The organism is Streptomyces sp. Rer75 (assembly GCF_013414305.1).
Classification (GTDB): Bacteria; Actinomycetota; Actinomycetes; order Streptomycetales; family Streptomycetaceae; genus Streptomyces; species Streptomyces himastatinicus.
Genome location: NZ_CP058693.1, coordinates 2,515,915 through 2,542,106, shown reverse-complemented (window position 1 = coordinate 2,542,106; position 26,192 = coordinate 2,515,915). Strand labels below are relative to the sequence as shown.

General features: G+C 73.8%; 23 protein-coding genes and 1 riboswitch. Of the genes, 8 read left to right on the top strand and 15 right to left on the bottom strand.

The genetic code is table 11. From position 1 onward, the window contains the following. Nucleotides 1-58 precede the first annotated feature (58 nt). The 3 genes from ectA to HYQ63_RS10465 all read right to left on the bottom strand — a co-directional run bounded on the left by ectA (nucleotide 59) and on the right by HYQ63_RS10465 (nucleotide 2,488). Nucleotides 59-607, bottom strand: a complete 549-nt coding sequence (gene ectA / locus HYQ63_RS10475; RefSeq protein WP_179933575.1) for a diaminobutyrate acetyltransferase — start codon at nucleotides 605-607, stop codon at nucleotides 59-61. A 391-nt stretch (nucleotides 608-998) separates the two neighbouring features. After that, complete coding sequence (locus tag HYQ63_RS10470; protein ID WP_179933574.1) at nucleotides 999-1,778, bottom strand: hypothetical protein; 780 nt, start codon at nucleotides 1,776-1,778, stop codon at nucleotides 999-1,001. Further along, entirely contained in the window at nucleotides 1,778-2,488 is a 711-nt protein-coding gene (locus tag HYQ63_RS10465; RefSeq protein ID WP_257231784.1) for a SigE family RNA polymerase sigma factor, read from the bottom strand. The genes HYQ63_RS10470 and HYQ63_RS10465 overlap by 1 nt, the downstream gene beginning before the upstream one ends. 145 nt (nucleotides 2,489-2,633) lie before the next feature. Here HYQ63_RS10465 and HYQ63_RS10460 point away from each other — a divergent pair, with 145 nt between their 5' ends. Together HYQ63_RS10460 and HYQ63_RS10455 are read left to right on the top strand one after the other, a co-directional pair. Then, the gene (locus tag HYQ63_RS10460) at nucleotides 2,634-3,737 is read left to right on the top strand and encodes an amidohydrolase family protein (protein ID WP_179933573.1); all 1,104 of its coding nucleotides are present in this window, start codon (nucleotides 2,634-2,636) and stop codon (nucleotides 3,735-3,737) included. A gap of 224 nt (nucleotides 3,738-3,961) precedes the next feature. After that, a complete protein-coding gene (locus HYQ63_RS10455) occupies nucleotides 3,962-4,864 on the top strand; it encodes an SCO1860 family LAETG-anchored protein (protein WP_179933572.1) in 903 nt (300 codons plus the stop codon). Between the two features lie 125 nt (nucleotides 4,865-4,989). Here the strand turns inward: HYQ63_RS10455 and cobC are convergent, their stop codons facing one another. From cobC to HYQ63_RS10405, 10 genes are all read right to left on the bottom strand, one after another. Then, entirely contained in the window at nucleotides 4,990-6,084 is a 1,095-nt protein-coding gene (gene cobC / locus HYQ63_RS10450) for an Rv2231c family pyridoxal phosphate-dependent protein CobC (protein WP_179933571.1), read from the bottom strand. Further along, the gene (locus tag HYQ63_RS10445) at nucleotides 6,074-6,913 is read right to left on the bottom strand and encodes a sirohydrochlorin chelatase (protein WP_179933570.1); all 840 of its coding nucleotides are present in this window, start codon (nucleotides 6,911-6,913) and stop codon (nucleotides 6,074-6,076) included. The genes cobC and HYQ63_RS10445 overlap by 11 nt, the downstream gene beginning before the upstream one ends. Before the next feature lie 64 nt (nucleotides 6,914-6,977). Further along, nucleotides 6,978-7,499 carry a cobalamin biosynthesis protein gene (locus HYQ63_RS10440; RefSeq protein WP_179933569.1) on the bottom strand — a complete coding sequence of 174 codons (522 nt, stop codon included), beginning with the start codon at nucleotides 7,497-7,499 and terminating at the stop codon, nucleotides 6,978-6,980. Between the two features lie 18 nt (nucleotides 7,500-7,517). Further along, nucleotides 7,518-8,993: a cobyrinate a,c-diamide synthase gene (locus tag HYQ63_RS10435; protein ID WP_179933568.1), complete on the bottom strand. Its 1,476-nt coding sequence runs from the start codon at nucleotides 8,991-8,993 to the stop codon at nucleotides 7,518-7,520. After that, the gene (gene cobO / locus HYQ63_RS10430) at nucleotides 8,987-9,583 is read right to left on the bottom strand and encodes a cob(I)yrinic acid a,c-diamide adenosyltransferase (protein ID WP_063731950.1); all 597 of its coding nucleotides are present in this window, start codon (nucleotides 9,581-9,583) and stop codon (nucleotides 8,987-8,989) included. Before cobO ends, HYQ63_RS10435 begins: the two co-directional genes overlap by 7 nt. Next, the gene (locus HYQ63_RS10425; RefSeq protein WP_179933567.1) at nucleotides 9,583-11,748 is read right to left on the bottom strand and encodes a putative cobaltochelatase; all 2,166 of its coding nucleotides are present in this window, start codon (nucleotides 11,746-11,748) and stop codon (nucleotides 9,583-9,585) included. Before HYQ63_RS10425 ends, cobO begins: the two co-directional genes overlap by 1 nt. Before the next feature lie 58 nt (nucleotides 11,749-11,806). After that, the gene (locus tag HYQ63_RS10420; protein WP_179933566.1) at nucleotides 11,807-13,378 is read right to left on the bottom strand and encodes a cobyric acid synthase; all 1,572 of its coding nucleotides are present in this window, start codon (nucleotides 13,376-13,378) and stop codon (nucleotides 11,807-11,809) included. Continuing rightward, on the bottom strand, nucleotides 13,375-14,355 hold the full coding sequence (locus HYQ63_RS10415; RefSeq protein ID WP_179933565.1) for a cobalamin biosynthesis protein: 981 nt from the start codon (nucleotides 14,353-14,355) through the stop codon (nucleotides 13,375-13,377). The genes HYQ63_RS10420 and HYQ63_RS10415 overlap by 4 nt, the downstream gene beginning before the upstream one ends. 141 nt (nucleotides 14,356-14,496) lie before the next feature. Continuing rightward, a riboswitch (cobalamin riboswitch) is annotated at nucleotides 14,497-14,638 on the bottom strand. 176 nt (nucleotides 14,639-14,814) lie between these two features. After that, nucleotides 14,815-15,045 (bottom strand): hypothetical protein, encoded by a 231-nt coding sequence (locus HYQ63_RS10410; protein ID WP_179933564.1) that lies wholly within the window; start codon nucleotides 15,043-15,045, stop codon nucleotides 14,815-14,817. 15 nt (nucleotides 15,046-15,060) lie between these two features. Then, nucleotides 15,061-16,374 (bottom strand): inorganic phosphate transporter, encoded by a 1,314-nt coding sequence (locus HYQ63_RS10405; RefSeq protein WP_179933563.1) that lies wholly within the window; start codon nucleotides 16,372-16,374, stop codon nucleotides 15,061-15,063. Nucleotides 16,375-16,610: 236 nt separating this feature from the next. Between HYQ63_RS10405 and HYQ63_RS10400 the strand changes: the two genes are divergently transcribed. The 6 genes from HYQ63_RS10400 (at nucleotide 16,611) to HYQ63_RS10375 (ending at nucleotide 23,563) form a co-directional block, all read left to right on the top strand. Continuing rightward, entirely contained in the window at nucleotides 16,611-17,339 is a 729-nt protein-coding gene (locus HYQ63_RS10400) for a class II aldolase/adducin family protein (RefSeq protein WP_179933562.1), read from the top strand. Between the two features lie 46 nt (nucleotides 17,340-17,385). After that, nucleotides 17,386-18,516 (top strand): alpha/beta hydrolase, encoded by a 1,131-nt coding sequence (locus HYQ63_RS10395; RefSeq protein WP_179933561.1) that lies wholly within the window; start codon nucleotides 17,386-17,388, stop codon nucleotides 18,514-18,516. Between the two features lie 283 nt (nucleotides 18,517-18,799). Then, nucleotides 18,800-20,230, top strand: a complete 1,431-nt coding sequence (locus HYQ63_RS10390) for a hypothetical protein (RefSeq protein WP_179933560.1) — start codon at nucleotides 18,800-18,802, stop codon at nucleotides 20,228-20,230. A 185-nt stretch (nucleotides 20,231-20,415) separates the two neighbouring features. Then, on the top strand, nucleotides 20,416-22,014 hold the full coding sequence (locus HYQ63_RS10385; protein ID WP_179933559.1) for an ABC-F family ATP-binding cassette domain-containing protein: 1,599 nt from the start codon (nucleotides 20,416-20,418) through the stop codon (nucleotides 22,012-22,014). Between the two features lie 418 nt (nucleotides 22,015-22,432). Continuing rightward, nucleotides 22,433-22,654 carry a helix-turn-helix domain-containing protein gene (locus HYQ63_RS10380; RefSeq protein ID WP_009718933.1) on the top strand — a complete coding sequence of 74 codons (222 nt, stop codon included), beginning with the start codon at nucleotides 22,433-22,435 and terminating at the stop codon, nucleotides 22,652-22,654. Nucleotides 22,655-22,783: 129 nt separating this feature from the next. Then, complete coding sequence (locus HYQ63_RS10375) at nucleotides 22,784-23,563, top strand: enoyl-CoA hydratase/isomerase family protein (protein ID WP_373689057.1); 780 nt, start codon at nucleotides 22,784-22,786, stop codon at nucleotides 23,561-23,563. Nucleotides 23,564-23,572: 9 nt separating this feature from the next. On the opposite strand, the gene HYQ63_RS10370 is transcribed toward HYQ63_RS10375, so the two are convergent. Together HYQ63_RS10370 and HYQ63_RS10365 are read right to left on the bottom strand one after the other, a co-directional pair. Further along, nucleotides 23,573-24,697 (bottom strand): NAD(P)-dependent alcohol dehydrogenase, encoded by a 1,125-nt coding sequence (locus tag HYQ63_RS10370; protein ID WP_179933558.1) that lies wholly within the window; start codon nucleotides 24,695-24,697, stop codon nucleotides 23,573-23,575. A gap of 16 nt (nucleotides 24,698-24,713) precedes the next feature. Then, nucleotides 24,714-26,174, bottom strand: a complete 1,461-nt coding sequence (locus HYQ63_RS10365; RefSeq protein ID WP_179933557.1) for an aldehyde dehydrogenase family protein — start codon at nucleotides 26,172-26,174, stop codon at nucleotides 24,714-24,716. Nucleotides 26,175-26,192: the final 18 nt, after the last annotated feature.

Below are 26,192 nucleotides of genomic sequence, written 5' to 3'. Positions count from 1 at the left end.
CTGTACGGGGGATCGGGGGCAGAAATCGGGGATGACCTCGGGTGCCGTTGCCCCGGGCTCAGCCGCGGTCCGCGAGCGGGCCGATGCGGTAGAGCACCTCGGGCTCGTGCCCTCCGTCGGGGAACAGCCCGCCGTCGAAGAGCACCTCGTGCTCGACGGGCGCGCCGTGCCGCTCTGCGAAGGACGTGAACAGCCGGTTCGACGCGGTGTTGTCCGGGGTGATCGTGGTCTCGATGCCCCGGATGCCCGTCGCGGCGACGCGCGCGGTCAGCCCGTCCAGCAGGGTGGCTGCCAGTCCGCGACCGCGCCACGCCTGATCGACGGCGACCTGCCAGACCACCAGGGTCTCGGGCCGGTCGGGGCGGATGTAGCCGGTGATGAAGCCGACCGGTCCGCCCTCGGCGTCGCGCGCCACCACGGAGGTGGCGGCGAAGTCGCGGCACCACAACAGGTAGCTGTAGGAGGAGTTGAGGTCCAGAGTCTTGGAGTCGCGGGCGATTCGCCAGATCGCGGCTCCGTCCTCGACGCGTGGTGTGTCGAGGGTCAGCCCCTCTGGCAAATCAAATTCGCTACGGGCGCCTACTCGGTCTGCTTGTGCGGCGGTCATGCAAATTCAATTTACCCAGCAGGATCTAAAAATGCATCGAGGAGAGGGGTTACGTAGACGGGGGTCGATGTGGTAACACGCGAGTGCGCGCGTACGCGCGGCAGATCGCTGAAAAGCGCTATTTTGTGGGGGAGTTAGCGGGTCGAAACGGTCGACGTGTGGAGTGTGTCACATGTGCGTAACGGGGGCGTGATGGCATCGAATTACCGTGTCCTGGGCCACTAAAAAAAGTGCGTTTAGAGATCGGAAGAGGGGGAAGACGAGATGGGAAGATGTACATGAAAAACGCCCCGAATTTGTCTTCCGGTCTTCCGGAATTCATTCCGCCGGGCTTGGCGCATCGCTTCTCGCGTGGAACTCGCGACCGCTTGCACGGAACTCACCGCCGAACTCACCGAAAGTCACCGCGGACGGCGAATGCGCCGGAGGGCCCGTTGCCGGAGGCAGAGTAGCGGTCCCGTCCGGCGTCCCGGCTGCCCTCGGCATGGTTGTACTGCCCCGCGAAGACATGGCGCCCGGCCGGCACCGTGGCCCCCTTCCGGAGCGTCCAGCGGTACACCAGCACCCCGTCCTCGGAGCGCACCGAGACGGCCAGGTCGTCCGCGGGCAGGGTGCTCCAGGATCCCGTGGTGTGCACCCCGCCGTTCTCGGCGACCCGCAGCTCCACCGTCAGCGACGTCAGCGGCTCGCTGTTGGTGAGCGTGATGTCACTCTGCGCCCAGTACGGGTTGGAATTTGGGTTGATCGCCCCCCGCGAACGCACCGCCGGATCGGCGAGATGGTTTGGACCGACCGAGGTGGGAAAGGCGCTCGGCGTGTGCCGACCAGCCCCGTCCCCCGTGCCGCCGCCCGGCCGTCGCGCCGTGTCGCCGCCCTCGCCCGCGGGCGGCCCGGCCGGTTCGCTCGACGTCCGTACCGTCTGCGGCCCGTCGGCGGTGTCGGTGGTCACCACCGCGATCCCGGCGGCCGCGACCGCCGCGGCCAGCCCCGCCGCCGGGCCCACGACCCGGGTCCACTGCCGGGCGGGGACCCGGCGGACGCTCCGCCGCTCGCCCGCCGCCATGCCCGCGGTGACCCGGGCCAGCATCCGGGCCCGGTCCGGCTGGTGCGCCTCGGCGGCCTCGCGCAGCTCGGCGGCGACATCGCGCCGGTCGTCGCGATGGTCGATCATCAACCGTTCCCTCCTGGGTGCCCGGCATGACCCACACGGCCGGGGCGGAGCCCCCGTACCGTCTCCTGCGCGGACGGCGCCGACGGCGGGGCCTGCGCCTGCGTGCCCGCCGCGGGCCGCTCGGTTTCGTCGTCGGGCGGGCCGAGCAGCCGCTCCAGCTCGGCGATGCCACGGGAGGTCTGGCTCTTGACCGTGCCCACCGAGATGCCGAGCGTACGGGCCGTGTCCCGCTCCGAGAGGTCGAACGCGTGCCGCAGCACCACGCACGCCCGCTTCCGGAACGGCAGCCTCACCAGCGCGGCCTGCACGTCCACCATCGCGGACACATCCGGATCGTCCACCCGGTCCGAGCGCTCCGACGAGAAGAGCGCCACCCGCCGCCGCTCGCGCACCAGACTGCGGATCCGGGACCGGGCCAGGTTGGCGACCACGCCCCGGGCGTACGCGGCCGGATGCTCGGCGACCCGCACCCGGTCCCACCGGTGCCAGACCGCGACCAGGGCGTCGGCCGCCAGGTCGTCCGCACCGTCGGAACTGCCCAGCAGCAAGTGGGCGAGGCGGGCCAACTCGGCATGGTGCCGCTCGAAGAACTCCCGGAACTCCGCCTGCGCGTCGGCCGCGGGTAAGCCATCCGCCGGTGAGTCGGCTGCCTGTAAGCCAGACGTCGGTGTGGTGGCCGCGGCGGCCGGGCCATCGGTAGGAGCGCTCACGCGGGCCTCCTCACTGTCCCTGCTGTCCCTCGTCCGGTGGGTTGCGTGAGCGTAGCAGCGCTCCCCGTGTTGTACGAGTGGAGCCCTTCCGCTTCCCGGGAATTGGCCGGTCAGCGGTCGGCCGCCGTCTCGTACAGTGCGTGACATGAGGGAGAGCGCGGTGCTGCACATCAAGGGGCGGATCCTGGTCGGCCCGGAGGACGGGGACGCCGGTGGCGTCCGGGACGAGGTGTGGGTGATCGACGGAAAGATCACCTTCGACCGGCCGACCGGGACCCGGGATGTCCGGCGGCTGGACGGCTGGGTGCTGCCGGGGCTCGTCGACGCCCACTGCCACGTCGGCCTGGACGCCCACGGCGCGGTGGACGACGCGACGAGCGAGAAGCAGGCACTCACCGAACGCGACGCCGGGGCGCTGCTGCTGCGCGACGCCGGATCGCCGTCCGACACCCGCTGGGTCGACGACCGCGAGGACCTGCCACGCATCATCCGGGCCGGTCGCCACATCGCCCGCACCAAGCGCTACATCCGCAACTACGCGCACGAGATCGAACCGGAGGACCTGGTCGCCTACGTGGCGGCCGAGGCGCGCCGCGGCGACGGCTGGGTCAAGCTCGTCGGCGACTGGATCGACCGGGACAGCGGCGACCTGTCCGCCTGCTGGCCGCGCGGGGCGGTCGAGGCGGCCATCGCCGAGGCCCACCGGCTCGGGGCGCGGGTCACGGCGCACTGCTTCGCCGAAGAGACGCTCGCCCCGCTGGTCGAGGCCGGGATCGACTGCATCGAGCACGCCACCGGGCTGACCGAGGACACCATCCCGCTGTTCGCCGAGCGCGGCGTCGCCATCGTCCCGACCCTCGTCAACATCGCCACCTTCCCGCGGCTCGCAGAGGGCGGCGAGGCCAAGTTCCCCCGCTGGGCCGACCACATGCGACGGCTGCACGCGCGGCGCTACGACACGGTGCGCGCCGCCTGGGACGCGGGCATCCCCGTCTACACCGGCACCGACGCGGGCGGTTCGCTCGCGCACGGGCTGGTCGGCCAGGAGGTCGCCGAGCTGGTCAAGGCGGGCATCCCGGTGCGGGACGCGCTGTCGGCGGCCACCTGGGGCGCCCGGACCTGGCTGGGACGGCCGGGGATCACCGAGGGCGCCCCCGCCGACCTCGTGGTGTACGAGGCCGATCCGCGCGCCGACGTACGGGTGCTGACGGCACCGCGGTGGGTGGTGCTGCGGGGCCGGGTGTTCTGAGCGGGACCCGGGAGCCCAGGGAGACGTGGCCATCGAACGCTTCGGCGAACAACACCCTTTGGGATGAACGGACTTCATGTGTCTGCCTGTTTACCCTCGGTGCGCAAATATGGCGTGGTCGAGGCCGTCGGCGCCCGTGGAGTCCCCCGCGGCAGGTGCCGGCGGCTCCATGTCTCCTGTGGGGGTCAACTCACGTGTCCTTTTCACGCAATACCTTCTTCGGCATGCCCGCCCGCCGTGTGGCGGCCGTCTCCGCCGCCACCGCCGTCTCCGTCCTGGGCGTCCTGCCCGCGGGCACGGCGCACGCCCGGACCGGCGACACCACCGCCACCGGCAAGGCCGGCGCGGCCGTCCTCCGTACCGACCTGAGCGTCTCGCTCCTCAACAAGACCGTCACCGCACCGCTGGTGACCTCGCTGAACGAAGTGAAGGCGCCGCAGACCGCCAGCAAGACCGCGCTCAGCGCGACCGTGGCCGGCGTCAACGGCGACCGTCCCTTCAGCGTGCTGCGCGCCGACGTGGCCACCGCCCGCGCCGTCACGGAGAAGTCCCGGTCCCAGGGCTACTCCAACCTCGTCAACGCCAAGGTGAACGTGCCGGGGCTGCTGGCGGTGCCGCTCCTCACCGTGGAGCAGGTCACCTCGAAGGCCGTGTGCGCGGCCGGAAAGAAGCCGACCGCCGACTCCAACGTGCTCGGCACCGTCAGTGTGCTCGGCAAGAAGGTCACCCTGACCGCGGGCGCCTCCACCAAGGTCGACGTGCCCTCGCTCGGCCAGGTGAGCCTGGATCTGTCGCGCACCTCGACCACCTCGCGCACCGCGGCGGCCACCGCGCTGTCGCTGAAGGTCTCGGTGAACCCGCTCAAGCTCAACGTCTCCGAGGTCGAGGGCCAGGTCACCCTGGCCCACGCGACCTGTGAGGCGCCCGGCGCCCCCGCCAAGGAGGAGGAGCCGGAGGTCGTCAACCAGACCAAGCCGGAGCCCAAGCCGGAACACCTCGCCGAGACCGGCGGCAGCTCGGCCACCCCGTACCTGGTGGCGGGCGGCGCCGTGCTGCTCGCCGCGGGTGGCGGCGCGGTGTTCATGGCCCGCCGCCGGCGGGCCGCCGGAACGCGCGGTGATGCGTAAGCACGACCCCACCTAGCAGCCGACGCCGGCGGTCGACCCACCCCGACCTCCGGCGTCGGCCAGGGCCTGCCCGGTGCGATTCCACCCGCCCGGGCAGGCCCCCAGACGGCGGTGTCCTGTGGGGCTCAGCCGTCCTGGAGGGCCTTGGCCAGGGCGATCACGAAGCGGTCGGTCGTATCGCGGTCGCGGACGGCCAGCCGCAGCCACTCCGGGCCCAGGCCCGGGAAGGTGTCGCCGCGGCGCACCGCGAAGCCGAGTTCGCGGAGGCGGGTGCGTATCGCCGCCGCGTCCGGCAGCCGGATCAGCAGGAACGGACCGGCCGCCGGACCGCACACCCGCAGCCCGGCCCCGGCGAACTCGCCCAGCCGCTCGGCCAGATAGGCGCGGTCGGCGGCGGACCGCTCGGCGGCCCGCGCCGCCTCGGCCAGCGCGTCGGGCGCACAGCACGCCTCCGCCGCCGCCAGGGCGGGGGTGGACACCGGCCACAGCGGCTGCACCCGCTCCAGCGCGGCGATGATCCCGGGGTCCGCCAGCACGTACCCAATGCGCAGTCCGGCCAGCCCCCAGGTCTTGGTGAGGCTGCGCAGCACGACCAGCCCCGGCACATCCGTGCGGGAGGCGAGCGACGCGGGCTCGCCCGGCACGGCGTCCATGAACGCCTCGTCCACCACCAGCGTCCGCCCGGGCCGGGCCAGTTCGGCGAGCGTGGCGGCCGGGTGCAGCACGGAGGTGGGGTTGGTGGGGTTGCCGACGACCACCAGATCGGCGTCGTCCGGCACCGCCGCCGGGTCCAGCCGGAAGCCGTCCCGCTCGTCGAGCAGCACCCGCTCCACCGTGTGCCCGGCGTCCCGCAACGCGGCCTCCGGCTCGGTGAACTGAGGGTGCACCACCACCGGGCGCCGGGCCGGAAGGGCGCGGGCGATCAGTACGAACGCCTCCGCGGCCCCGGCCGTCAGCAGCACCCGTCCCTCGGGCACGCCGTGGCACGCGGCCACCGCGGCGCGCGCCGCCCGCCCGTCGGGGTAGGCGGCCAGCCCGTCGAGGGACGCGGCGACGCGGTCCTTGAGCCAGCGCGGCGGCGTACCGGCCCGGACGTTGACCGCGAGGTCCGTCAGCCCCGCGTCGGCGCCGCGTACCTCCGCGTCCCCGTGATGCCGCAGATCGAACCCGGGGACCGCACCGTCGGCGGGCGTCTCGGCGGCCGGTATCTCAGCGGACATCGGCGTGGATGTCCGGGTGGGAGTGGGCATGGGCCGCCTCCGCTTCGAGCTGCGCCCGCTCGGGCACCCCGGCCACCTCCTCGTAGCGCTCCATGACCAGCTCCGCCAACTCCACGGTCGGGCCGATGACATCGGCGGACACCACCTCGGCATCCGGATACGCGAGCTGCCAGCCCTCCGCCTGCTGCCGCACCCGCTCCAGCACGTCGCCGCCGAACAGGAAATACGGCAGCACCACGATCCGCTGTGCCCCGAGCCGCACACAGCGGTCCAGACCCGAGGGCACGTCCGGCGCGGCGAGCGAGGCGAACGCCGTCTCGACGCCCGCGAAACCGCGGCCCTCCCACAGGAGCCGGGCGGCCCGGTGCACCTCGGCGTTGCCCTCCGGCAGCGGGGACCCGTCGCCCACCAGCAGCACCGTCGTCCGCGCCCGGTCCGAGGGGGAGCGCCGCCCGCCGCCCAGCGCCTCGTCCAGCCGCCGCTCCAGCACCCGCAGCAGCCGGGGGTCCGGGCCCAGCGGGCGGCCGAAGACGAACGAGGCGTCCGCGTGCCGCTCCGCCTCCTGGGCCAGCGCGGCGGCGACCCCGTCTCTCGGATGCTCCACCGGGATCAGGCTGAGGGGCACGACGGCGAAACGCGTCACGCCCTCTCCGACGAGGCGGGCCACCGCATCGGACAGCGGGGGCGCGCCCGGCCCGGTGAGGCCGCCCGCCACGGGCAGATCCGGGTGCTGCGCGCCCAACTCCCGTACGAAGTCCTGGAAGGCGCCGGCGCGCCTCTCGTCTCGGGTGCCGATGCCTGCGATGAGCAGCGCGGGCGGGGTCGTCACGAAGTCTCCTTGGTGCAGGGTGAAACGGGTCTCACGGTGCAAAGCGCAGTCTCGCCCCGAGACGTTACTGAGCGCCGTCGGGACACGCCACGGCAGGTCTTCGGCCGTTTTCAGAGTGGCCGTTTCGAGAATGGCCGTTTCCAGAGTGGCCGTCTTGAGGCGGGCTGTCCCGCGGGCCACGGCGGGCGATCGCACAGGTGGCTCTCGACGGCCTGCCCCCACCCGGCTCCGACACCCGCTTGGCGACGAGCAGTTCGCCCCCCGGCCCGGCGGCCAGCAGCGCGGCCGCCTCGGCCACACCGGGCGTCCCCACGGCGCTGAGGGCCGCCTTGGACGGGTTCGGCACCTCGACGGCGGCCAGCATCTTCGCCCCGTACCCACGCAGCGGCACCCCGAACCGCTCGGCCGCGGCCAGCAGTCCGGGCTCATCGGCCTTGGCCTCGACCGTCGCCAACTCGGCGACGCCGCCGGGCGCGAGGCCCGCCGCGGCGAGGGCCGCCGCCACCAGCCCGGTCACCTCGCCCACGGACACCCCTCGCCCCGCGCCGACGCCGACCACCAGATCCGGCTGCTGTGGATGGCGCACCTCAGGTCACCGCCCCGGTCACCCGGTGGTGGGCACACATCCGGCCACGAACCGGGCCGCCACACCGGGCACCGCCGCCCAGTGCACATGGAGATACGAGGCATGCACGTTTCCCGGTGCGAACCCTTCGGTGCGGCGCTGCGGATGGACGAGCCCCCAGGCGGGCGTCTGCCCGGCCTCCGGCTCGACGGTGGTGCGGTGGAACTCATGGCCCCGCACCCGGGTCCCCGCGGCGGCGAGGGACGTGTCGGAAATGGCCACGGCCTCACGGTAGCCCAGCGTCAGCCGATCCGACATATGTGCCTCGGCGTCCACCACTCCGCACATCGGGCGCCCGTCCAGCGAGCGCGCCAGATACAGCAGCCCGGCGCACTCGGCGGCGATGGGCGCACCCGTCGCCGCCAGCTTGGCGACCTCGGTGCGCAGCGGCTCGTTCGCGGACAGCTCCGGTGCGTACACCTCCGGGAAGCCGCCACCGATCACCAGCCCGCCGGTCCCGTCGGGGAGGCGCTCGTCCCGCAGCGGGTCGAACGGCACGACCCGCGCGCCCGCGGCGGTGAGCAGCTCCGTGTGCTCCGCGTAGGAGAAGGTGAACGCGGCCCCGCCCGCCACGGCGACCACCGGCCGCCGGTCCTCCGGCAGGGGGCTCTCCGCGGCGGCCTCCGCCGCCGGGCCCAGTTCCGCCACCGGATCCCACACCGGGCCGGACAGGGGAGGCGCGCTGCCCGCCAGCGCCATCAGCCCGTCGAGATCGCACCCCTCCCGCACCCACGCGGCCAGCGCCGCGACCGAATCCGTGGCCTCCGTGCGCCGCTCGGCCACCGGCACCAGACCGAGGTGACGGCTCGGCGTCCCGACCTCGCGCATCCGGCGCAGCGCGCCGAACACCGGCACCCCGGCGCCCTCCAGCGCCTCCCTCAGCATCGCCTCGTGCCGGTCGGACGCCACCTTGTTGAGGATCACCCCCGCGACCCGCACCTCCGGGTCCCAGGAGGCGAAGCCGTGCACCAGCGCCGCCACCGAACGCGACTGCGAGGACGCGTCCACCACCAGCACCACCGGCGCCCGCAGCACCTTGGCCACCTGTGCCGTCGACGCCAGCTCGCCCTGCCCGGCCGCCCCGTCGAACAGCCCCATCACGCCCTCGACCAGGGCCAGATCGCAGCCCGCCGCCCCGTGCAGGAACAGCGGGGCGATCCGGTCCGGACCACACAGATAGGCGTCCAGGTTCCGCCCCGGCCGCCCGGCCCCGCCACCGGGCGCGCGGCCACCAGGCGCGCGGCCACCAGCCACCCCGCCACCCGTCGCCCGGCCGCCACCGGCGGACGAGACGGCCAGCGCGTGATAGCCAGGATCGATGTAGTCCGGGCCCACCTTGTGCGGGGACACGTCGAGACCGCGCTGCGCGAAGGCGGCCATCAGCCCCGCGGTGACGGTCGTCTTGCCGCTGCCGGAGGCGGGCGCGGCGACGACCAGTCTGGGAACTCTCACCACTCGATGCCCCGCTGGCCCTTCTGACCGGCGTCCATCGGGTGCTTGACCTTGGACATGTCGGTGACGAGGTCGGCGAAGTCCACCAGCGGCGCCGGGGCGTTCCGCCCCGTGATAACGACGTGCTGGGTACCCGGCCGGTCGCGCAGGACCGACACCACTTCCTCAGGATCCACCCAGCCCCAGTGCATGGGATACGCGAACTCGTCCAGCACATAGAGCCGGTATGTCTCCGCCGCGAGATCGCGCTTGACCTGCTCCCAGCCCTCGCGTGCGGCCTCCTCGCTGGAAGCCATGTCGCGCTGGACCCACGACCAGCCCTCGCCCATCTTGTGCCATGCGACGGTCCCCCCTTCGCCCGAGTCGCCGAGGACGCGCAGCGCACGCTCCTCGCCGACCTTCCATTTCGCGCTCTTTACAAACTGGAATACACCGACCGGCCAGTTTTGGTTCCACGCCCGCAGCGCCAGACCGAACGCGGCCGTCGACTTGCCCTTCCCCACGCCCGTGTGCACGAGCACGAGCGGCCGGTTGCGGCGCTGGCGGGTGGTCAGCCCGTCGTCGGGGACGACGGTCGGTTGTCCTTGCGGCATCAGGCTGCCCTCCGTGAGTTCTGTACCGTCCGTACATCGCGGACCAGCGCCGTGACGCTGTCCGCGCGCAGTTCGTCCAGGGTGACCGGGGTGCCCCGCAGATCGCGGGCGAGCGCGCCCGCCAGGCCCAGCCGCACCGGCCCCGACTCGCAGTCGACCACCACCGAGGCGACCCCGTCGCCCGCGAGCAGCCGCGCCGCGCGCCCGGCCCGCTCCACCGGCGTGGACCCGTCGGACACCGCGGCCTTCTTCGACTCGGTGGCCCGCCCGTCGGTCACCACGACCAGCAGCGGACGGCGCGAGGGGTCCCGCAGCCGCTCCACCCGCAGCACCTCGCGGGCCTTCAACAGCCCCGCCGCGAGCGGGGTGCGGCCGCCGGTCGGCAGCTGTTCCAGCCGGGCGGCGGCCGCGTCCACCGACGAGGTGGGCGGCAGCGCCAGCTCCGCGCCGGACCCCCGGAAGGTGACCAGGCCGACCTTGTCCCGCCGCTGATAGGCGTCCAGCAGCAGCGACAGCACCGCGCCCTTGATCGCGCCCATGCGCTTGCGGGCGGCCATCGACCCCGACGCGTCCACGACGAACAGCACGAGATTGCCCTCCCGGCCCTCGCGCACCGCCTCCCGCAGATCGTCCCGGCGCACCAGCAGCCCCGGGCCGCGCCGCCCGCGGGTGTGCTGATGGGGGGCGGCGGCCCGTACCGTCGCCGCCAGGTGCAGCGAGGTCAGCGTGCCCTGGGGGCGGCGCGCACCGGCGGTGCGGCCGTGCGCGGTGCGGGCCCGCGACCGCCGCCCGGCCGCGCCTTCGCCGAGCCCCGGCACGTCCAGCCGCCGGGTGCGGAACGGCTCCGCGGCGCCCACGGCGGCCCGTTCACCGCCGCCGCCACCGGCCCCGCCGTCCGCCTCGGACTCCGCGGGCGCGGCGTCGGCGGACGACTCGGGTTCGGGCGACCGCTGCTCGGGGATGGACGGCTCGGGCCCGCCGGGCGGCGGCGCCTGCTCCTGCCCGCCGTCCTGCGGGCGGCCACCGCCGGGTCCGTCGGGGGCGTCCCCGCCGTCGGACCCTCCGCCCCCGCCCGGCCCGTCGGGGTCGTCGGGGTCGTCATCCGGGGCATCGCCCGGACCAGAGGGTTCCGGCTCGGGCTCCGGCTCCTCGTCCTCGAACTGCCGCAGCACCTCGTCCAGCTTGTCCTCGTCCAGCCCCGGCGCGTCGAACGGCGCCCGCCGCCGCCGGTGGGGGAGCGACAGGAGCGCGGCCTGCCGTACGTCCTCGGTCCGCACGTCCGTCCGGCCCGCCCAGGCGGCCAGCGCCGTCGCCGTACGCGCCGTCACGATGTCCGCGCGCATCCCGTCCACCTCGAACGCCGCGCACACCGCCGCGATCTGCCGCAGCGCGCGGTCGCCCAGCCGGACGGCGGGCAGCAGGGCGCGCGCCGCCGCTATGCGGTCCCGCAGCTCGCCCTCCTCGCGCGCCCAGCGCGCGGCGAACCCGGCCGGGTCCTCGTCGTACGCCAGCCTCCGGCGCACCACCTCGACCCGCTCCTCGGTGTCCCGCGACGCCGTGACCTCGACGGTGAGCCCGAAGCGGTCCAGCAGCTGCGGCCGCAGCTCGCCCTCCTCCGGGTTCATGGTGCCCACCAGCAGGAAGCGCGCGGCGTGCCGTACGGAGACGCCCTCGCGCTCCACATAGGAGGCGCCCATGGCGGCCGCGTCGAGCAGCAGGTCGATCAGGTGGTCGTGCAGCAGGTTGACCTCGTCGACGTACAGCACCCCGCGGTGCGCGTCCGCGAGCAGCCCCGGCTCGAACGCCTTGACCCCGTCCGACAGCGCCCGCTCGATGTCCAGCGACCCGACGAGGCGGTCCTCGGACGCGCCGACCGGCAGCTCCACCATCCGCGCGGGGCGCGCGTCCCCTGGGGCGGTCTCGTGCGGCCCGTCGGGGCAGCCCGGGTCGGGCGCGGCCGGATCGCACGAGAAGCGGCAGCCGGGGACGACGTCGACCGGCGGCAGCAGTGTGGACAGCGCGCGCACGGCCGTCGACTTGGCCGTGCCCTTCTCGCCGCGCACCAGCACCCCGCCCACGGCGGGCGAGACGGCGTTGAGGAGCAGGGCGAGCCGCATGTCGTCCATTCCGACGACCGCGGTGAACGGGTAGGCAGCGGTGGTCATGCTTCGGTACCTCCTACGGTGCGTGCGCGGTCGGTGCGTGTGGGCTCGCGTCGTGTGCTCAAGCCATTCCTCCCGGCGCCCCGGGCGGCACGAAGGGCAGTTCGTCCGGTACGCCGCCCTCGATGAGCCTCAGCAGCGCGTCCGTGTCCGCGTGCTCCTCGATCAGATCGCCCAGCCGGTCCAACTGCTCCTCGCGCAGCTCCCCGAAGCGGGTGTCAGGCGCGGGCACGAACGCCCGGCCCGCCGCCTCCGCGACCCGCCGCAGGAAGGCGCGGCGGAAGCCGTCGCTCTCCAGCGAGCCGTGCCAGTGCGTGCCCCACACCGGGCCCACCCGGCAGCCGTCCAGGAAGGGTTCGTCGCCCCCGTGGAGCAGTTCGGCGACGCCGTGGTGGATCTCGTAGCCCACCACCCGTTCGCCCAGCGCCTCGCCCACCGGCCGGGCCAGGGTCTTGTCGGCCGCGAAGCGGACCCGTACGGGCAGCAGTCCGAGGCCCTCGACCGTCCCGGCCTTCGACTCGACCTCGTCCTCGATTGCGTAGCCCAGCGCCTGGAAGCCGCCGCAGATCCCGAGCACCGGCCGCCCCTCCGCGGCCCGCCGCGCGATCGCGTCGGCGAGACCGCGCTCGCGCAGCCACTCCAGCGCCTTCACGGTGCCCCGGGTGCCCGGCAGCACCACCAGATCGGCGTCGGCCAGCTCCTCCGGGCGGTCCACGAAGCGCACGATCACGCCCGGCTCGGCGGCCAGCGCGTCCACGTCGGTGAAGTTGGACATCAGCGGTACGGCGGCCACCGCGACCCGCAGCACGTCCGCGCCGTGCGGCGGTGCGACGACGCTCTCGCGCACCGTGCCGCGCAGCGAGACGCGCAGCCCGTCCTCCTCGTCGATGCCGAGGCCGTGCGCGTACGGCAGCACACCGACGGTCGGCCGTCCGGTGAGGTCGCGCAGCATGTCCAGCCCGGGTTCCAGCAGGCTCACATCGCCGCGGAACTTGTTCACCACATAGGCGGCGATGTGCCGCTGGTCCTCGCGGGACAGCAGCGCGGTCGTGCCGAAGAAGGACGCGAAGACGCCGCCGCGGTCGATGTCCCCGACCACGACGACCGGCAGCCCCGCGGCCCGGGCAAGACCGAGGTTGACGATGTCGGTGCGGCGCAGATTGATCTCGGCCGGGCTGCCCGCGCCCTCGCAGATCACCGCGTCATGCGTGCGCCGCAGCTCGCTCAGGCACTCGGTGACGGTCTCCAGCAGCCCTTCGCGCCGCCGCTCCGAGTGCAGCCTTTCCTCGGGGGACGACCCCCCAGACCCCCCGTAATACCCGCGCGCGCTCATCTCGCCCACCGGCTTGCCGAGCAGCACCACCTGGCTGCTGCGGTCGCTGCCCGGCTTCAGCAGGACCGGGTTCATCAGGGCGCTCGGTTCGACGCGCGCGGCGGCGGCCTGCATCGCCTGGGCCCGCCCGATCTCGGCGCCGTCCCGGGTGACGAAGGAGTTGAGCGACATGTTCTGCGCCTTGAACGGGGCGACCCGGAGCCCTTTGCGCGCCAGCCAGCGGCATATGCCCGCCGTGACGACGCTCTTCCCGGCGTCCGAGGTCGTTCCCGCGATGAGCAGTCCGCCCCCCAGGGTCATCGATTCACCCTTTCCTGATCGGCTCCGGAGCCCCGACCGGCTCCGGAACGAGCCACGACGGTGGTGAGCAGAGCGAGCGCCGACACCCGCCGCGAGAGGAGGATCGCCCGCGGAATGTCGGCCGCCGTCACGGGACGGCCGCCCGGGTTCAGCACCGGGCGGTGCTCGACCCGGCCCGCGTACGCCAGCGTGCCGCCCAGCCGGACCCCCAGCGCGCCCGCGAACGCCGCCTCCACCGGGCCCGCGTTGGGGCTCGGGTGGCGTCCGCCGTCGTCGCGCCAGGCGCGCCACGCGCCGCGCGGATCGGGCCCGGCGAGGGCGGCCAGGGCGGCGGTGAGCCGGGCGCCGGGCCAGCCCGCGACGTCGTCCAGCCGGGCCGCGGCCCAGCCGAACCGGCTGTAGCGGGCCGACTTGTGGCCCACCATGGCGTCCAGGGTGTTGACGGCGCGGAAGCCGACGAGCCCCGGCACCCCGGCCACGGCCCCCCACACGAGCGCGCCCACGACCGCGTCCGAGGTGTTCTCGGCCACCGACTCGACGACCGCCCGCGCGATCTGCTGTGCGTCCAGCGCCTGCGGATCGCGTCCGCACAGATGCGGCAGCCGCTCCCGCGCGGCGTCGACGTCCCCGGCGGCCAGCGCGTCACCGATGACCCGGGCCTCCCGCACCAGCGAGGTGCCGCCCAGTACGGCCCAGGTGGTGGCGGCGGTCAGCGCGGCATCGGCCGTCCGGCGTCGGCCCGCGAAGCCGCGTACGGTACGCGCCAGCAGCGCGGCACCGGCGGCCGCGCCGCCCGCGCACAGCGCGGTGTGCAGGGCCCCGGAACCGCGGTGATCGCGCCACAGCCGCCGCTCGACGGCCGCGGCGGCCCGCCCGAACGCGGCCACCGGATGGCCGCGGCGCGGATCGCCCGCGGCGAGGTCGCCGAGGAAGCCGAGTGCGGCGCCGCACGCGTACGAGGCGTGGTCGGCACGCATCCTTCAGACCGCCGTCATGCCTCTGCGGCGAGGACCGCCGCCGAGCATGCGGACAGGAGGAGCTGACGGCGTGGCAGTGCCGGGCATGGCGGTATGTCCTCACTCAGGGTCCGCGCCCTGGCTCGACGTGACCGGCGGTGAGAGTCTCCTGGCTCCCGGATCCGCGGCTCTCCCGGTCTTCCAGCCCTCCTGGCGTACGGACGGCCGTGACCCCTTGCGGTGAGGGGAGAGCGCTCCCCGGTGACAGTGGCGGGACCGCGCCGGATTCTCACCGGCTTCCTCTCCTGCCGCCGTTTGGCTCGGGAAGTCCACCATGGGGCGCGAATGGCCGTCAACTCGCATTTGACCTGCGATGCCAGAGTGTGCCGAGATCCACAGGCGCCCGCGCGGGAACGACCGCGGGGCGGTGGGCGCCGAACAGCGCCCACCGCCCCGCGGCTTGAGTGGCCTCCGTTGGTTTCAGGCCACGATCAGATAGATGCCGTACGCCACGACCGCGGCGCACAGCGCGAAACAGGCGTACGCGCCGGTGCGCGCAACCGCGGAAGCGCCGCCCGCGGCGGCCTGGGGCTGCGGCTGAGCCGTACGGGAGGTGCCGATGATGCCCAGGGTGAAGACCCCTACGACGCCGACCGTCACCGCGAGGCTGACGCCGAAGACCTGGCCGAGGGCCGCCCAGTCGATGTGCATTGCGTGTGCTCCCTGTCAGCTGGTGGAACCGGTTCCCGCGGTGGCGGGGGTCGGGGCGGATTCGGACGAGGCGTCCTCGGCGGACGTCGAGCCCGAGGCGTTCGAGGCGTCTGCGGCATCCGTGCCATCGGTGCCATCGGCAGCGGATGCGGTCTTTCCGGCGGGCGGCGGGGCGACCGACCGCACGGCGGCGGTGACGACACCGACCGGCTCGGCGGACTCCGCACCCAGCTCGTTGACGTTGCTGGCGTCCACCGGCTTGCGGCGCGACAGCATCCAGATGACGCCGCAGCCCAGCACCGCGAGGACGGCGACCGCGGTGATGCCCCCGTTGCCCTGGCCGGCCAGCAGCGCCGCACCGGCGGCCACCAGACCGGCGGCCGGGAGGGTCAGCGCCCACGCGGCGACCATGCGGCCCGCGGTCGACCAGCGCACCACACCGCCCTTGCGGCCGACGCCCGCACCCATGACGGCGCCCGAGCAGACCTGCGTGGTGGACAGCGCGAAGCCGATGTGGGACGAGGCCAGGATGACGGTCGCGGCGCCGGTCTGGGCGGCGAAGCCCTGCGGCGGCTGGATGTCGGTGATGCCCTTGCCCATGGTGCGGATGATGCGCCAGCCGCCCAGGTAGGTGCCGAGCGCGATGGCGAGACCCGCGGAGACGATCACCCACATGGGCGGGTCGGAGTCGGGGGCGATGACGCCGCCGGTGACCAGCGCGAGGGTGATGACGCCCATCGTCTTCTGGGCGTCGTTGGTGCCGTGGGCCAGGGAGACCAGCGCGGCCGAGGCGATCTGACCGGCGCGGTAGCCCTTCGCGGTGTCCTCCGCGGCCCGGTTGTTGGCCAGCCGGTAGGTGAGCCGGGTGGCGGCCACCGTGGCGATGCCCGCCACGACCGGCGCGGCCACGGCCGGGATGAGGACCTTCATGACGATCGCGTCGCCGTTGACCCCGTCCATGCCGACGGAGACCACGGTGGCGCCGATGAGGCCGCCGAAGAGGGCGTGCGATGAGCTGGACGGGAGACCGGCCAGCCAGGTCACCAGGTTCCAGAGGATCGCGCCGACGAGCCCCGCGAAGATCACTTCGGGCTGGATGCCGGAGCCCTCGTCGATGATTCCGCCGGAGATGGTCTTGGCGACCTCCACGGAGAGGAAGGCGCCGACGAGGTTGAGGACTGCCGACATCGCCACCGCGACCCGGGGACCGAGCGCTCCGGTGGAGATGGTGGTGGCCATGGCGTTGGCCGTGTCGTGGAAGCCGTTCGTGAAGTCGAACACCAAGGCCGTGACGATCACGATCCCGATGAGAAGCGTGATGTGTTCCATACACCCGGTCAATCAGTTCGGAGGGCGGTCAGTGCACGGTGAACGTAAGGAAACTGGGTGAACGGAAGATGAACTGAGGCGGGCTTCATGGTGACACGGGCGCGCGAGTGTGAGAACGGCTGGTTTTCGACCGTACTTCCTTTCGTCACACGGCATTTGACGCCCGTACATCGAGCCGGCGTAACCGCACCGCGCCGGCGCCCGTGTGGAAGGATCGCGCCCGGAGGTGAGGGCCCGTGACGGAGCCGCGATCGGCACGACGGCCACAGCCGAGGCTGACCCAGCCCCTGCGGCAGGCGTGGACGCAGGTGGTGCGGACGGCCCGCAGAACCACCGCCGACGGGCTCGTCGTCGGCACCTCGGGCAATGTGTCGGCCCGGATCGGCGACACCGTCCTGGTGACCCCGAGCGGCGTCCCCTACGACCGGCTCGGCCCGCGTGACGTGGTCGGCGTGGACCTCGATGGCCGACAGGTGCTGGGCACGCTCGCGCCCACCAGCGAGCTGCCCATGCACCTCGCCGTCTACCGTCACACGGAAGACGCCGCGGCCATCGTCCACACCCACGCCGTTCACGCCACCGCCGTCTCCACGCTGGTCGACGAACTCCCCGCGATCCACTACATGACCGCCGCCCTCGGCGGGCCGGTCCGGGTCGCCGACTACGCGCTCTACGGCACCGATGAATTGGCCGAAAACATGCTGTCCGCGCTGCGCGACCGCTCCGGCTGTCTGCTGCGCAACCACGGGACCGTCGTATACGGCGCGACGCTGGACCAGGCCTACGACCGCACCGCCCAGCTCGAATGGATGTGCCAGGTCTGGCTGGCCGCGGCCGCCGTCCCCGGGCGCACCCCCACCCTTCTCCCGCCCGCCGAACTGGACCGCGCCGCGGCCAAGCTGGGCGGCTACGGCCAGCCGCGCGACGGCGGTACGGAGGGCGGTGCCCCGGGCGTCCCGAAATAGCCCCTTCCGCTGGCCGCCGCGCGGCCGCCCGCCCACACTGGGAGGGATGCGTGTGCGGACAACGGCGGTCGCTGCCGCCACCACTCTGCTCGGTGTCGGCGCGGCCGCGGTGGCGGCGGGCCGGTACGTCACCGACGCTGCGCTCAGACCGGCCCCCGACCGGCCGCTGCCGAACGAGCCGCCGCTCACGGTGCACGCCATGGACGACGACGGGCGGATCACCCTCACCCGTTCGCTCGCCTCGCTGCGCCCCGGCACCTACGGCCTTGTCGGCCGGGCCTGCCACGCCGTCGTCGGCCCGGTGGACGAGGACGTTGCGCACCCCGCCGACTGCGTCGTACGCCGCCTGGAACGGGTGACGCACGGCACCCTCGACACGGGCACCCGGGTGCGGCTCACCCCGCAGGTGCACATCGGCAACCCGAGGGACGCGCTCGGCATCGAACACGCCGATGTCGACATTCCCGGCGAACTCGGTCCGCTGCCCGCCTGGTTCCTGCCCGGCGAGCGCACCACCTGGGTGATCACCACCCATGGCCTCGGCACCACCCGGGAACACCCCATGGTCGTCATGCCGATGCTGCACCGGATGCGGATCCCGGTGCTCGACCTCGCGTACCGCGGCGACCCCGGCGCCCCGCGCCCGCCCGACGGCATCAGCCACCTCGGCGAGACGGAGTGGCGCGACCTCGACGCCGCCATCCGCTACGCGGTCCGCTACGGGGCGGAGAGCATCGTCCTGCACGGCTGGTCCACCGGCGCCTCGATGGCCCTGCGCGCGGCCGCCAACTCCGCACTGCGGCACCGGCTCAGCGGCATCGTCCTGGACTCCCCGGTGCTCGACTGGCGCGCCACCCTGCGCGCCCTCGCCACGGCGCGCCGCATCCCCGCCGCCCTGCTCCCGCTCGCCGTACGGGCCGCGGAAGGGCGCACCGGGCTCCACGACGGCAAGCTGGCGGAGGCGGCCGACCCCGAGAGCCTGCCGGTGCCCACCCTCATCGTGCACGGCCCCGGCGACACCCTCGCGCCCTGGGACGCCTCCCGTGAACTCGCCGCCGCCCGGCCCGAGCTGGTCACCCTTCATCCGGTCCGGCACGCCCCGCACGCCGCCATGTGGAACGCCGACCCCCGCGGGTACGAGGAGGCGCTGCGCCGCTTCCTCACGCCCCTCATCTAGGGGGTGTCGTGCCGATCATGCAGGGCTCGCGACGCCTGGCACGGCACCTCGCGACGCCTGGCACGGCACCTCGCGGCGCCGCGCTCGTCGCACGCGGCGCCGCTGCGCTCTCCTCACGCGGGTTGCGATGTACCGCACCAGACGCCGCTCGCTGATCCAGCCCGATCGACAAGACACCCCCTAGCGCCACGGGCGGTCCCGGCTACCCATCGGAATCCGGCCGCGGCGACCGCCGGACGGGTGCCGATTGGGCTTTCGGGCCGTCAACGGCGAGACTGCTTCTGTGACGTCCCGTACTCCGCGCGACTCCCGGCTCCGACTCGTCCGCCAGCGGCCGATGGCCACCGCCCCGCGGCCCGCGCCGAACCGCTCCCGGCCGGCGCCACGCCCGCCAGAGGGCACGCCGCCCCGGCCGGAATTGGCCCGGCAGGCCCGTGCGGGGCTTGCCGGGGCCGTGGAGGTGGCGCGCTGGGCCGCGGCCGAGGACGACTCGCTCGGGGCCCTCTCCGACGAGGCCGCCGCCCGTGCCGCCGCGACGCTAGGGCGCAGCCCCGAGGAGGTGCGCGCCGACTGGGACCGGGCCCGGCTCGTCGGGCTCGTCGATCTGCACGGCGGCACCGCGCGCCCCGGCTGGCGGCTCCAGGCATGGGACCGCGACGACAGCGCGGTGCTGCGCGGCTGGGTCGCGCTGCTCGACGCCTGGTCGCTGGCCAGCCCCGCGCCGGAGACCGCCGAGCCCACGGCCGTCGCCGAGGTGGTCGAGGCCGTACCGCAGCTGCTCTCGCTGCTCCAGCTGTCCGCGGGCCCGGTGCAGATCTCCACGCTGCTGGACATGCTGCGCAAGCGGGTCGCGGAGCTGCGCACCGAGCGCTGCGAGGTGCCGTACGGGGTGGCCGCGCCGGGAGACGCCAACGACCCCGCCGCGACCCCGGACCCGGCCGACCACGCGGCCGCCCCCGGGGAGCGGGCGGAGGGCGCCGAGGAGGACGACGAGGCGCTGGAGGGCCTGCTCGGCTGGGCCCTGGACGCGCTCGCCTCGGTCGGGGCGCTCACCGTCCTCGAAGGCGACGCCGTCCTCACCGCGCTCGGCAACTGGGCGGTGTGGGTCAAGCTGGAGCAGATCTGCGTGGCCGCCCAGAGCCCCGCCGGGAACATCGAGCACCCCGCCGCCGACATGCTGCGCGGCTGCGCGGGCCTCACCCCCGGGCCCGCCCGCGCCGAATACCGGGCCTGGCTCGCCGCCCGCCCGGTCGGCAGCGCCATCACCGAACTCCTGGACGCCGCGCGCGGCGACGACGCGCTGCTGCGCGGGCTCGCGTTCGAGGCGCTGCGGGTCGCCGGGGCGCCCGCCGAACCCGCGGTGCGGGCCGTCGTGGACGAATCGTGCCTGCGGCCGTACGCGCTGCTGTGGCTCGCCGAGCACGAGGGCGCCGACCCCGAGGACGCGCTGGACGTGCTCACCCGCGAGGAGGCCACCTGGCTGTGGGTGGACACCGCCGCGGCCATCTCCGACCACGGCGAGAGCCCGCTGCTGGTGCGCCACCTGGAGTCGGCGGTGCAGGGCACGGTGCCCGCGCTGCTGGCGGAGGTGCGGGCCGTCGGCCACCCCCGTACGGTGCAGGTGCTGGTGGCGCTGGCCGCCGCCCACCCCGACCCGGCCCTCGCCAAGGCGGTGCGCCGGGCGGCCTTCCAGGTCCACACGGGCGGCGTCTGAGGGGCCTTTCGGCAGGCGGGGGAGCGGCCCGGCGGGAGGCGGGGAGCTTCCGGACCCCAGGGAAAAAACCGGTTGCCCGCCCCGCTAAACTAGCCGCATGGCAATTCTCCTCGTGCATTAGACGGCGTCGGCCCCGCCCGCTGGTCTGTCCCGTCCGCCGTCCACCCTGCCCAGGAGTAATTCCCGTGATCACCGCATCCGGCGTCGAGCTGCGTGCCGGCGCCCGTGTTCTGATCGAGTCCGCTTCCTTCCGCATCGCCAAGGGCGACCGCATCGGCCTCGTCGGCCGCAACGGCGCCGGGAAGACCACCCTCACCAAGTGCCTGGCGGGCGAGGGCATCCCGGCCGGCGGCAGCATCACCCGCTCCGGCCAGGTCGGCTATCTGCCGCAGGACCCGCGCACCGGCGACCTCGACGTCCTCGCGCGCGACCGCATCCTCTCCGCCCGCGACCTCGACTCCGTGCTGCGCAAGATGCGCGAGAACGAGGACCGCATGGCCAACGGCAAGGGCGCCACCCGCGAGCGCGCGATGAAGAAGTACGAGCGCCTGGAGACGGAGTTCCTGACCAAGGGCGGCTACGCGGCCGAGGCGGAGGCCGCGACCATCGCGGCCAGCCTGGGCCTGCCGGACCGGGTGCTCGGCCAGCCGCTGCACACCCTCTCCGGCGGTCAGCGGCGCCGCGTCGAGCTGGCCCGGATCCTGTTCTCGGACTCCGACGTCCTGCTGCTGGACGAGCCGACGAACCACCTCGACGCCGACTCCATCATCTGGCTGCGCGACTACCTGAAGACGTACAGCGGCGGCTTCATCGTCATCTCCCATGACGTCGACCTCATGGAGACGGTCGTCAACAAGGTCTTCTACCTGGACGCCAACCGCTCGCAGATCGACATCTACAACATGAGCTGGAAGCTCTACCAGGCCCAGCGCGAGGCCGACGAGAAGCGCCGCAAGCGCGAGCGTGCCAACGCCGAGAAGAAGGCCGCCGCGCTCAACTCGCAGGCCGACAAGATGCGCGCCAAGGCCACCAAGACGGTCGCCGCGCAGAACATGGCCCGGCGGGCCGAGAAGCTGCTGTCCGGCCTGGAGGAGGTGCGGCAGTCCGACAAGGTCGCCAAGCTGCGCTTCCCGGACCCGGCCCCGTGCGGCAAGACCCCGCTGACCGCCGCGGGCCTGTCGAAGTCGTACGGCTCCCTGGAGATCTTCACCGATGTCGACCTGGCCGTCGACAAGGGCTCCCGGGTCGTCATCCTGGGCCTCAACGGCGCGGGCAAGACCACCCTGCTGCGGCTGCTGGCCGGGGTCGAGAAGCCGGACACCGGCCAGGTGTCGCCCGGCCACGGGCTGAAGCTCGGCTACTACGCGCAGGAGCACGAGACGCTCGACCCGGACCGCACCGTCCTGGAGAACATGCGCTCGGCCGCGCCCGACCTCGACCTGGTCGACATCCGCAAAACGCTCGGCTCGTTCCTGTTCTCCGGCGACGACGTGGACAAGCCCGCCGGAGTGCTCTCCGGCGGTGAGAAGACCCGGCTCGCGCTGGCCACCCTGGTCGTCTCCTCGGCCAACGTCCTGCTGCTCGACGAGCCCACCAACAACCTCGACCCGGCCAGCCGCGAGGAGATCCTCGGCGCGCTGCGCACCTTCACCGGTGCGGTGGTGCTGGTGACCCACGACGAGGGCGCGGTGGACGCCCTCCAGCCGGAGCGGATCATTCTGCTGCCGGACGGGGTCGAGGACCTGTGGGGCGAGGACTACGCGGATCTGGTCGCGCTGGCCTGACCGATCTGGTCGCGCCGGCCTGGCCTCCGGGCGTCGTCCGGCCCGTCTGCTCCCGGCCGGCCGTCTGAGCCTCTGATCCCCTGTCCCCTGGCCTCGTAGATCATTCGGCCTAGGCGTGATCCGTCATCTGAGTGAGAACGGCTGGTATCGCGGCGCGCCGCCCGCGACCGGCGCACGGCACGTGCCGCGCGCCGGTCGCTCTCCGTCCAACCTCTGGCACATAGGTCCTGACCTGCCCTTTCTTCGCGGATCAAGAAAGACTGACAGGGCGTAAGCCGCCGGAATCCTGGATTCCGAAGGCTCGTATGGCGTCATTTCTCGGAATCCTTCCTCCACAGGTCTTGCCGAATGGGTGGCCAGGAAGCCGCCTAGGGGTGATCATGAGAGTCCAGAGCGCACTTCCCATGAGGAGGCACGGGTGGCCGAGACTCTGAAGAAGGGCAGCCGGGTGACCGGCGCCGCGCGCGAAAAGCTCGCGGCAGACCTGAAGAAGAAGTACGACTCCGGTGCGAGCATCCGGGCGCTGGCCGAGGAGACCGGCCGTTCCTACGGATTCGTCCACCGGATGCTCAGCGAATCAGGAGTGTCCCTACGTGGTCGCGGTGGCGCGACGCGAGGCAAGAAGGCCGCATCGGCCTGATCGCGCGTCTCGCGTCCGCGGTTCGTCACCGGAAGCAGGTGTGGACAGTGCCACCCGGTTGATCGTCCGTTCGACCGGGTGGTTACTGTGCAGTCACTTGTACTGACTGCGGCCGACCGGAGGCTTCCTGTGACCCTGCTCGACAAGGACGGCGTATCGCTCATCGTCGATGACGCGGTCGCCACGGTGACCCTGACCAATCCGGCCAAGCGCAACGCCCAGTCGCCCGCGTTGTGGCGGGCGCTGGCCGAGGCGGGGTCACTGCTGCCCGGCAGCGTGCGGGTGGTGGTGCTGCGCGCCGAGGGCGTGTCCTTCTCGGCAGGGCTTGACCGGCAGGCGTTCACCCCCGAGGGGTTCGACGGCGAGCCGTCCTTCCCGGAGATGGCCCGCCGCCCGGACGCCGAGCTGGACGGGATCATCGCCGCCTACCAGGACGCGTTCACCTGGTGGCGGCGCAACGACATCGTGTCCATCGCCGCCGTGCAGGGCCATGCGATCGGGGCGGGCTTTCAGCTCGCCCTCGCCTGTGACCTGCGGGTGTGCGCGGAGGACGCGCAGTTCGCGATGCGCGAGACCAGCCTCGGGCTGGTGCCCGACCTGACCGGCACCCATCCGCTGGTCGGACTCGTGGGGTACGCCCGGGCGCTGGAGATCTGCGCGACCGGGCGCTCCGTCCATGCCGAGGAGGCCGAGCGCACCGGTCTCGCCAACCTCGTGGTGCCCGCCGCTGAGCTGGACGGCGCGGTCCGGGACCTGGCCGCGGCCCTGCTCGCCGCCCCCCGCGACGCGGTGGTCGAGACCAAGGCGCTGCTGCGGGGCGCGGCGGACCGTACGTACGACGAGCAGCGCGCCGCCGAGCGCGCCGCCCAGGCCCGCCGCATCCGCGACCTCGCCGGTGTGGCCGACTAGCGCACGGGCTCAGGCGTCCTCGAAGGTCAGCACCGGCTTGATCGTGGTGCCCGCCGTCATGTCCGCCGCCGCCTCCTCGATCCGGGCGAACGGATAGGTCCGGATCAGTTGGTCCACCGGCAGCCGGCCCTGCTGGTGGAGGGCGACCATCAGCGGGATCAGCTGTTCCGGTTCGCTGTCGCCGAGTGTGACGCCGGTGATGCGGCGGCCCGGAAGCATGCCGTTGACGTCGACCGCGACCTCGGTGCCCATGGGCGGTGCCCCGATGACCGCGACCTCGCCCCGGGGCGCGAGGGCGTCGATCGCGGTGCGGAGGACGCCGGGGTGGCCCGTGGTCTCCAGGGCGCAGTCGATGCCGAGGCCGTCCGTCAGCTCGACCAGGGCGGCCGCGGTGTCCTCCTCCGCGGCGTCGACGACGGTCGTGGCGCCCAGCTTCCGGGCCAGCGCCAGCCGCGGGGCGAGCCGGTCGACGGCGATCACCTGCCGGACCGGGCCGAGCGCGGCGGCCATCAGGGCGGCGAGCCCGACCGCGCCGGTGCCGAAGACGGCGATCGTGCTGCCGGGCCGGGGCCGCAGGACGTTCAGGACGGCGCCGACCCCGGTCTGGATGCCGCAGCCGAACGGGGCGAGGGTGGTCAGGGGGATGTCCGCCGGGACCCGGACCACGCTGCGTTCGTCCACCAGCGCGTGCGTCGCGAAGGACGACTGGCCGAAGAAGTGGCCGCCGAGCCCGTTGCTTTCCGGATCGCCGCCGCGCCGCAGGGTCGCGGTGCCGTCGCCGCGGGCGCCTCCGAGGAGGTTGAGCGGGAGCCAGGAGGCGCAGTAGGCGGGATGGCCGCCGCGGCAGGTGCCGCACGTACCGCACGAGGTGAAGGTCAGGACGACATGGTCGCCCGGCCGCACCCGGCCGACCCATGACCCGACCCGCTCCACGACGCCCGCGCCCTCATGGCCGAGGACGCCGGGGAGGGGGAAGGGCAGATGGCCGTCGCGCACGGTCAGATCGGTGTGGCAGACCCCGGCGGCGGCCAGCCGGACCACGACCTCGTCCGGCCGGGGCTCGTCCAGGGTGATCCGCTCCAGGGAGAAGGGGGCGCCGGGCTTGTTCACCACGGCGGCGAGGGTTTCGGTCATCGTGGGGACTCCCTGGTCAGAACGGGTAGCGCGCGGTGTCGCCGCGCAGGGTCAGCCACTGCGTCTCGGTGAAGGCGTCGAGATTGGCCCGGGCGCCGCCCACCCGGCCGAAGCCGGATGCGGCGAGGCCGCCGAAGGGCGCGTTCGGATCGTCGTTGACGGTCTGGTCGTTGATGTGGACCATCCCGCTGGGAATCCGCTCGGCCAGCGCGAGCCCGCGTGCCGTGTCGGCGGTGAGGATGCCCAGGCTCAGGCCGTACGGGGAGTCGGCGGCGAGCGCCGCGGCCTCGTCGTCGTCACGATACGGACGTACGCACGCGACCGGGCCGAACACCTCCTCGTCCCAGGCGGGGACGGACGGGCCGCAGTCGGCCAGCACCGTGGGCCGGTAGAACCGCCCCCGGTGGGTGCCGCCGGTGACCACCCGGGCGCCCGCGGCCACGCTGCGCTCGACGATGTCCACGACATGGCCGAGCTGCCGGTCGTCGATGAGCGGCCCGAGGGCGACCGGCTCGCGGAAGGGGTCGCCGACGGTGAGCTGCTCGGCCTTCTTGGCGAGCAGGCCGAGGTACTCCTCGTACCGCGACTCATGCACCAGATGGCGGCCGACCGCCATGCAGATCTGCCCCTGGTGGAGGAAGTTCCCCCAGGCCCCGCAGGACGCGGCGGCCTCCATGTCCGCGTCGTCCAGCACGATCAGGGCGCTGTTGCCGCCCAGCTCCAGATGGGCCCGGGTCAGCTGCTCGGAGGCCAGCGCGCCGACCGCGCGGCCCGCGGCGGTGGAGCCGGTGAACGACACGACCCGCACCGCAGGGTCGCGGACGATCGCCGCGCCGACGTCCGCGCCGCCCGGCAGGCAGTGCAGCAGCCCCGCGGGCAGCCCGGCCTCCTCGAAGACGCGGGCGAGCACCACCCCGCCGGACACCGGGGTGCGCGGATCGGGCTTGAGGAGGACGGCGTTGCCGAGCGCGAGCGCCGGGGCGATGGAGCGGATGGACAGGATCAGCGGGAAGTTGAACGGCGAGATCACGCCGACCACCCCGACCGGGATCCGGCGCGCCATGCTCAGACGCGGCTGCGTCGAGGGCAGCAGCTCACCGGTGGGCGCCGCGGGCAGGGCGGCGGCTTCCTCGCATTCGGCGGCGGCGACCGCCACCTCCAGGGCGGCCTTCGCCCGCGACGATCCGGCCTCCCGCACGATCCAGTCGGCGATCTCGTCGGCGTGGCTCCGGAAGGCGTCGGCCGCGCGCCGCAGGGCCGCGGCCCGCTCGGGGAAGGGGGCCGCGGCCCAGGCGCGCCCCGCGGCCGCCGCGGTGCGGGCCGCGGGGGCGACGTCCGCCTCGGTGGCCCGGCCGACGGAGCCGAGGTGCTGCCCGGTCGCGGGCTCGGTGATGTCGATGGTGCCGGGCCGGGCCGGGAGGTCCCAGCCGCCGGTGAAGATCCTGTCCGCCCAGTCGGCGGTGGAGAGCAGGCTCATCGCGGACTCCTCAATGCT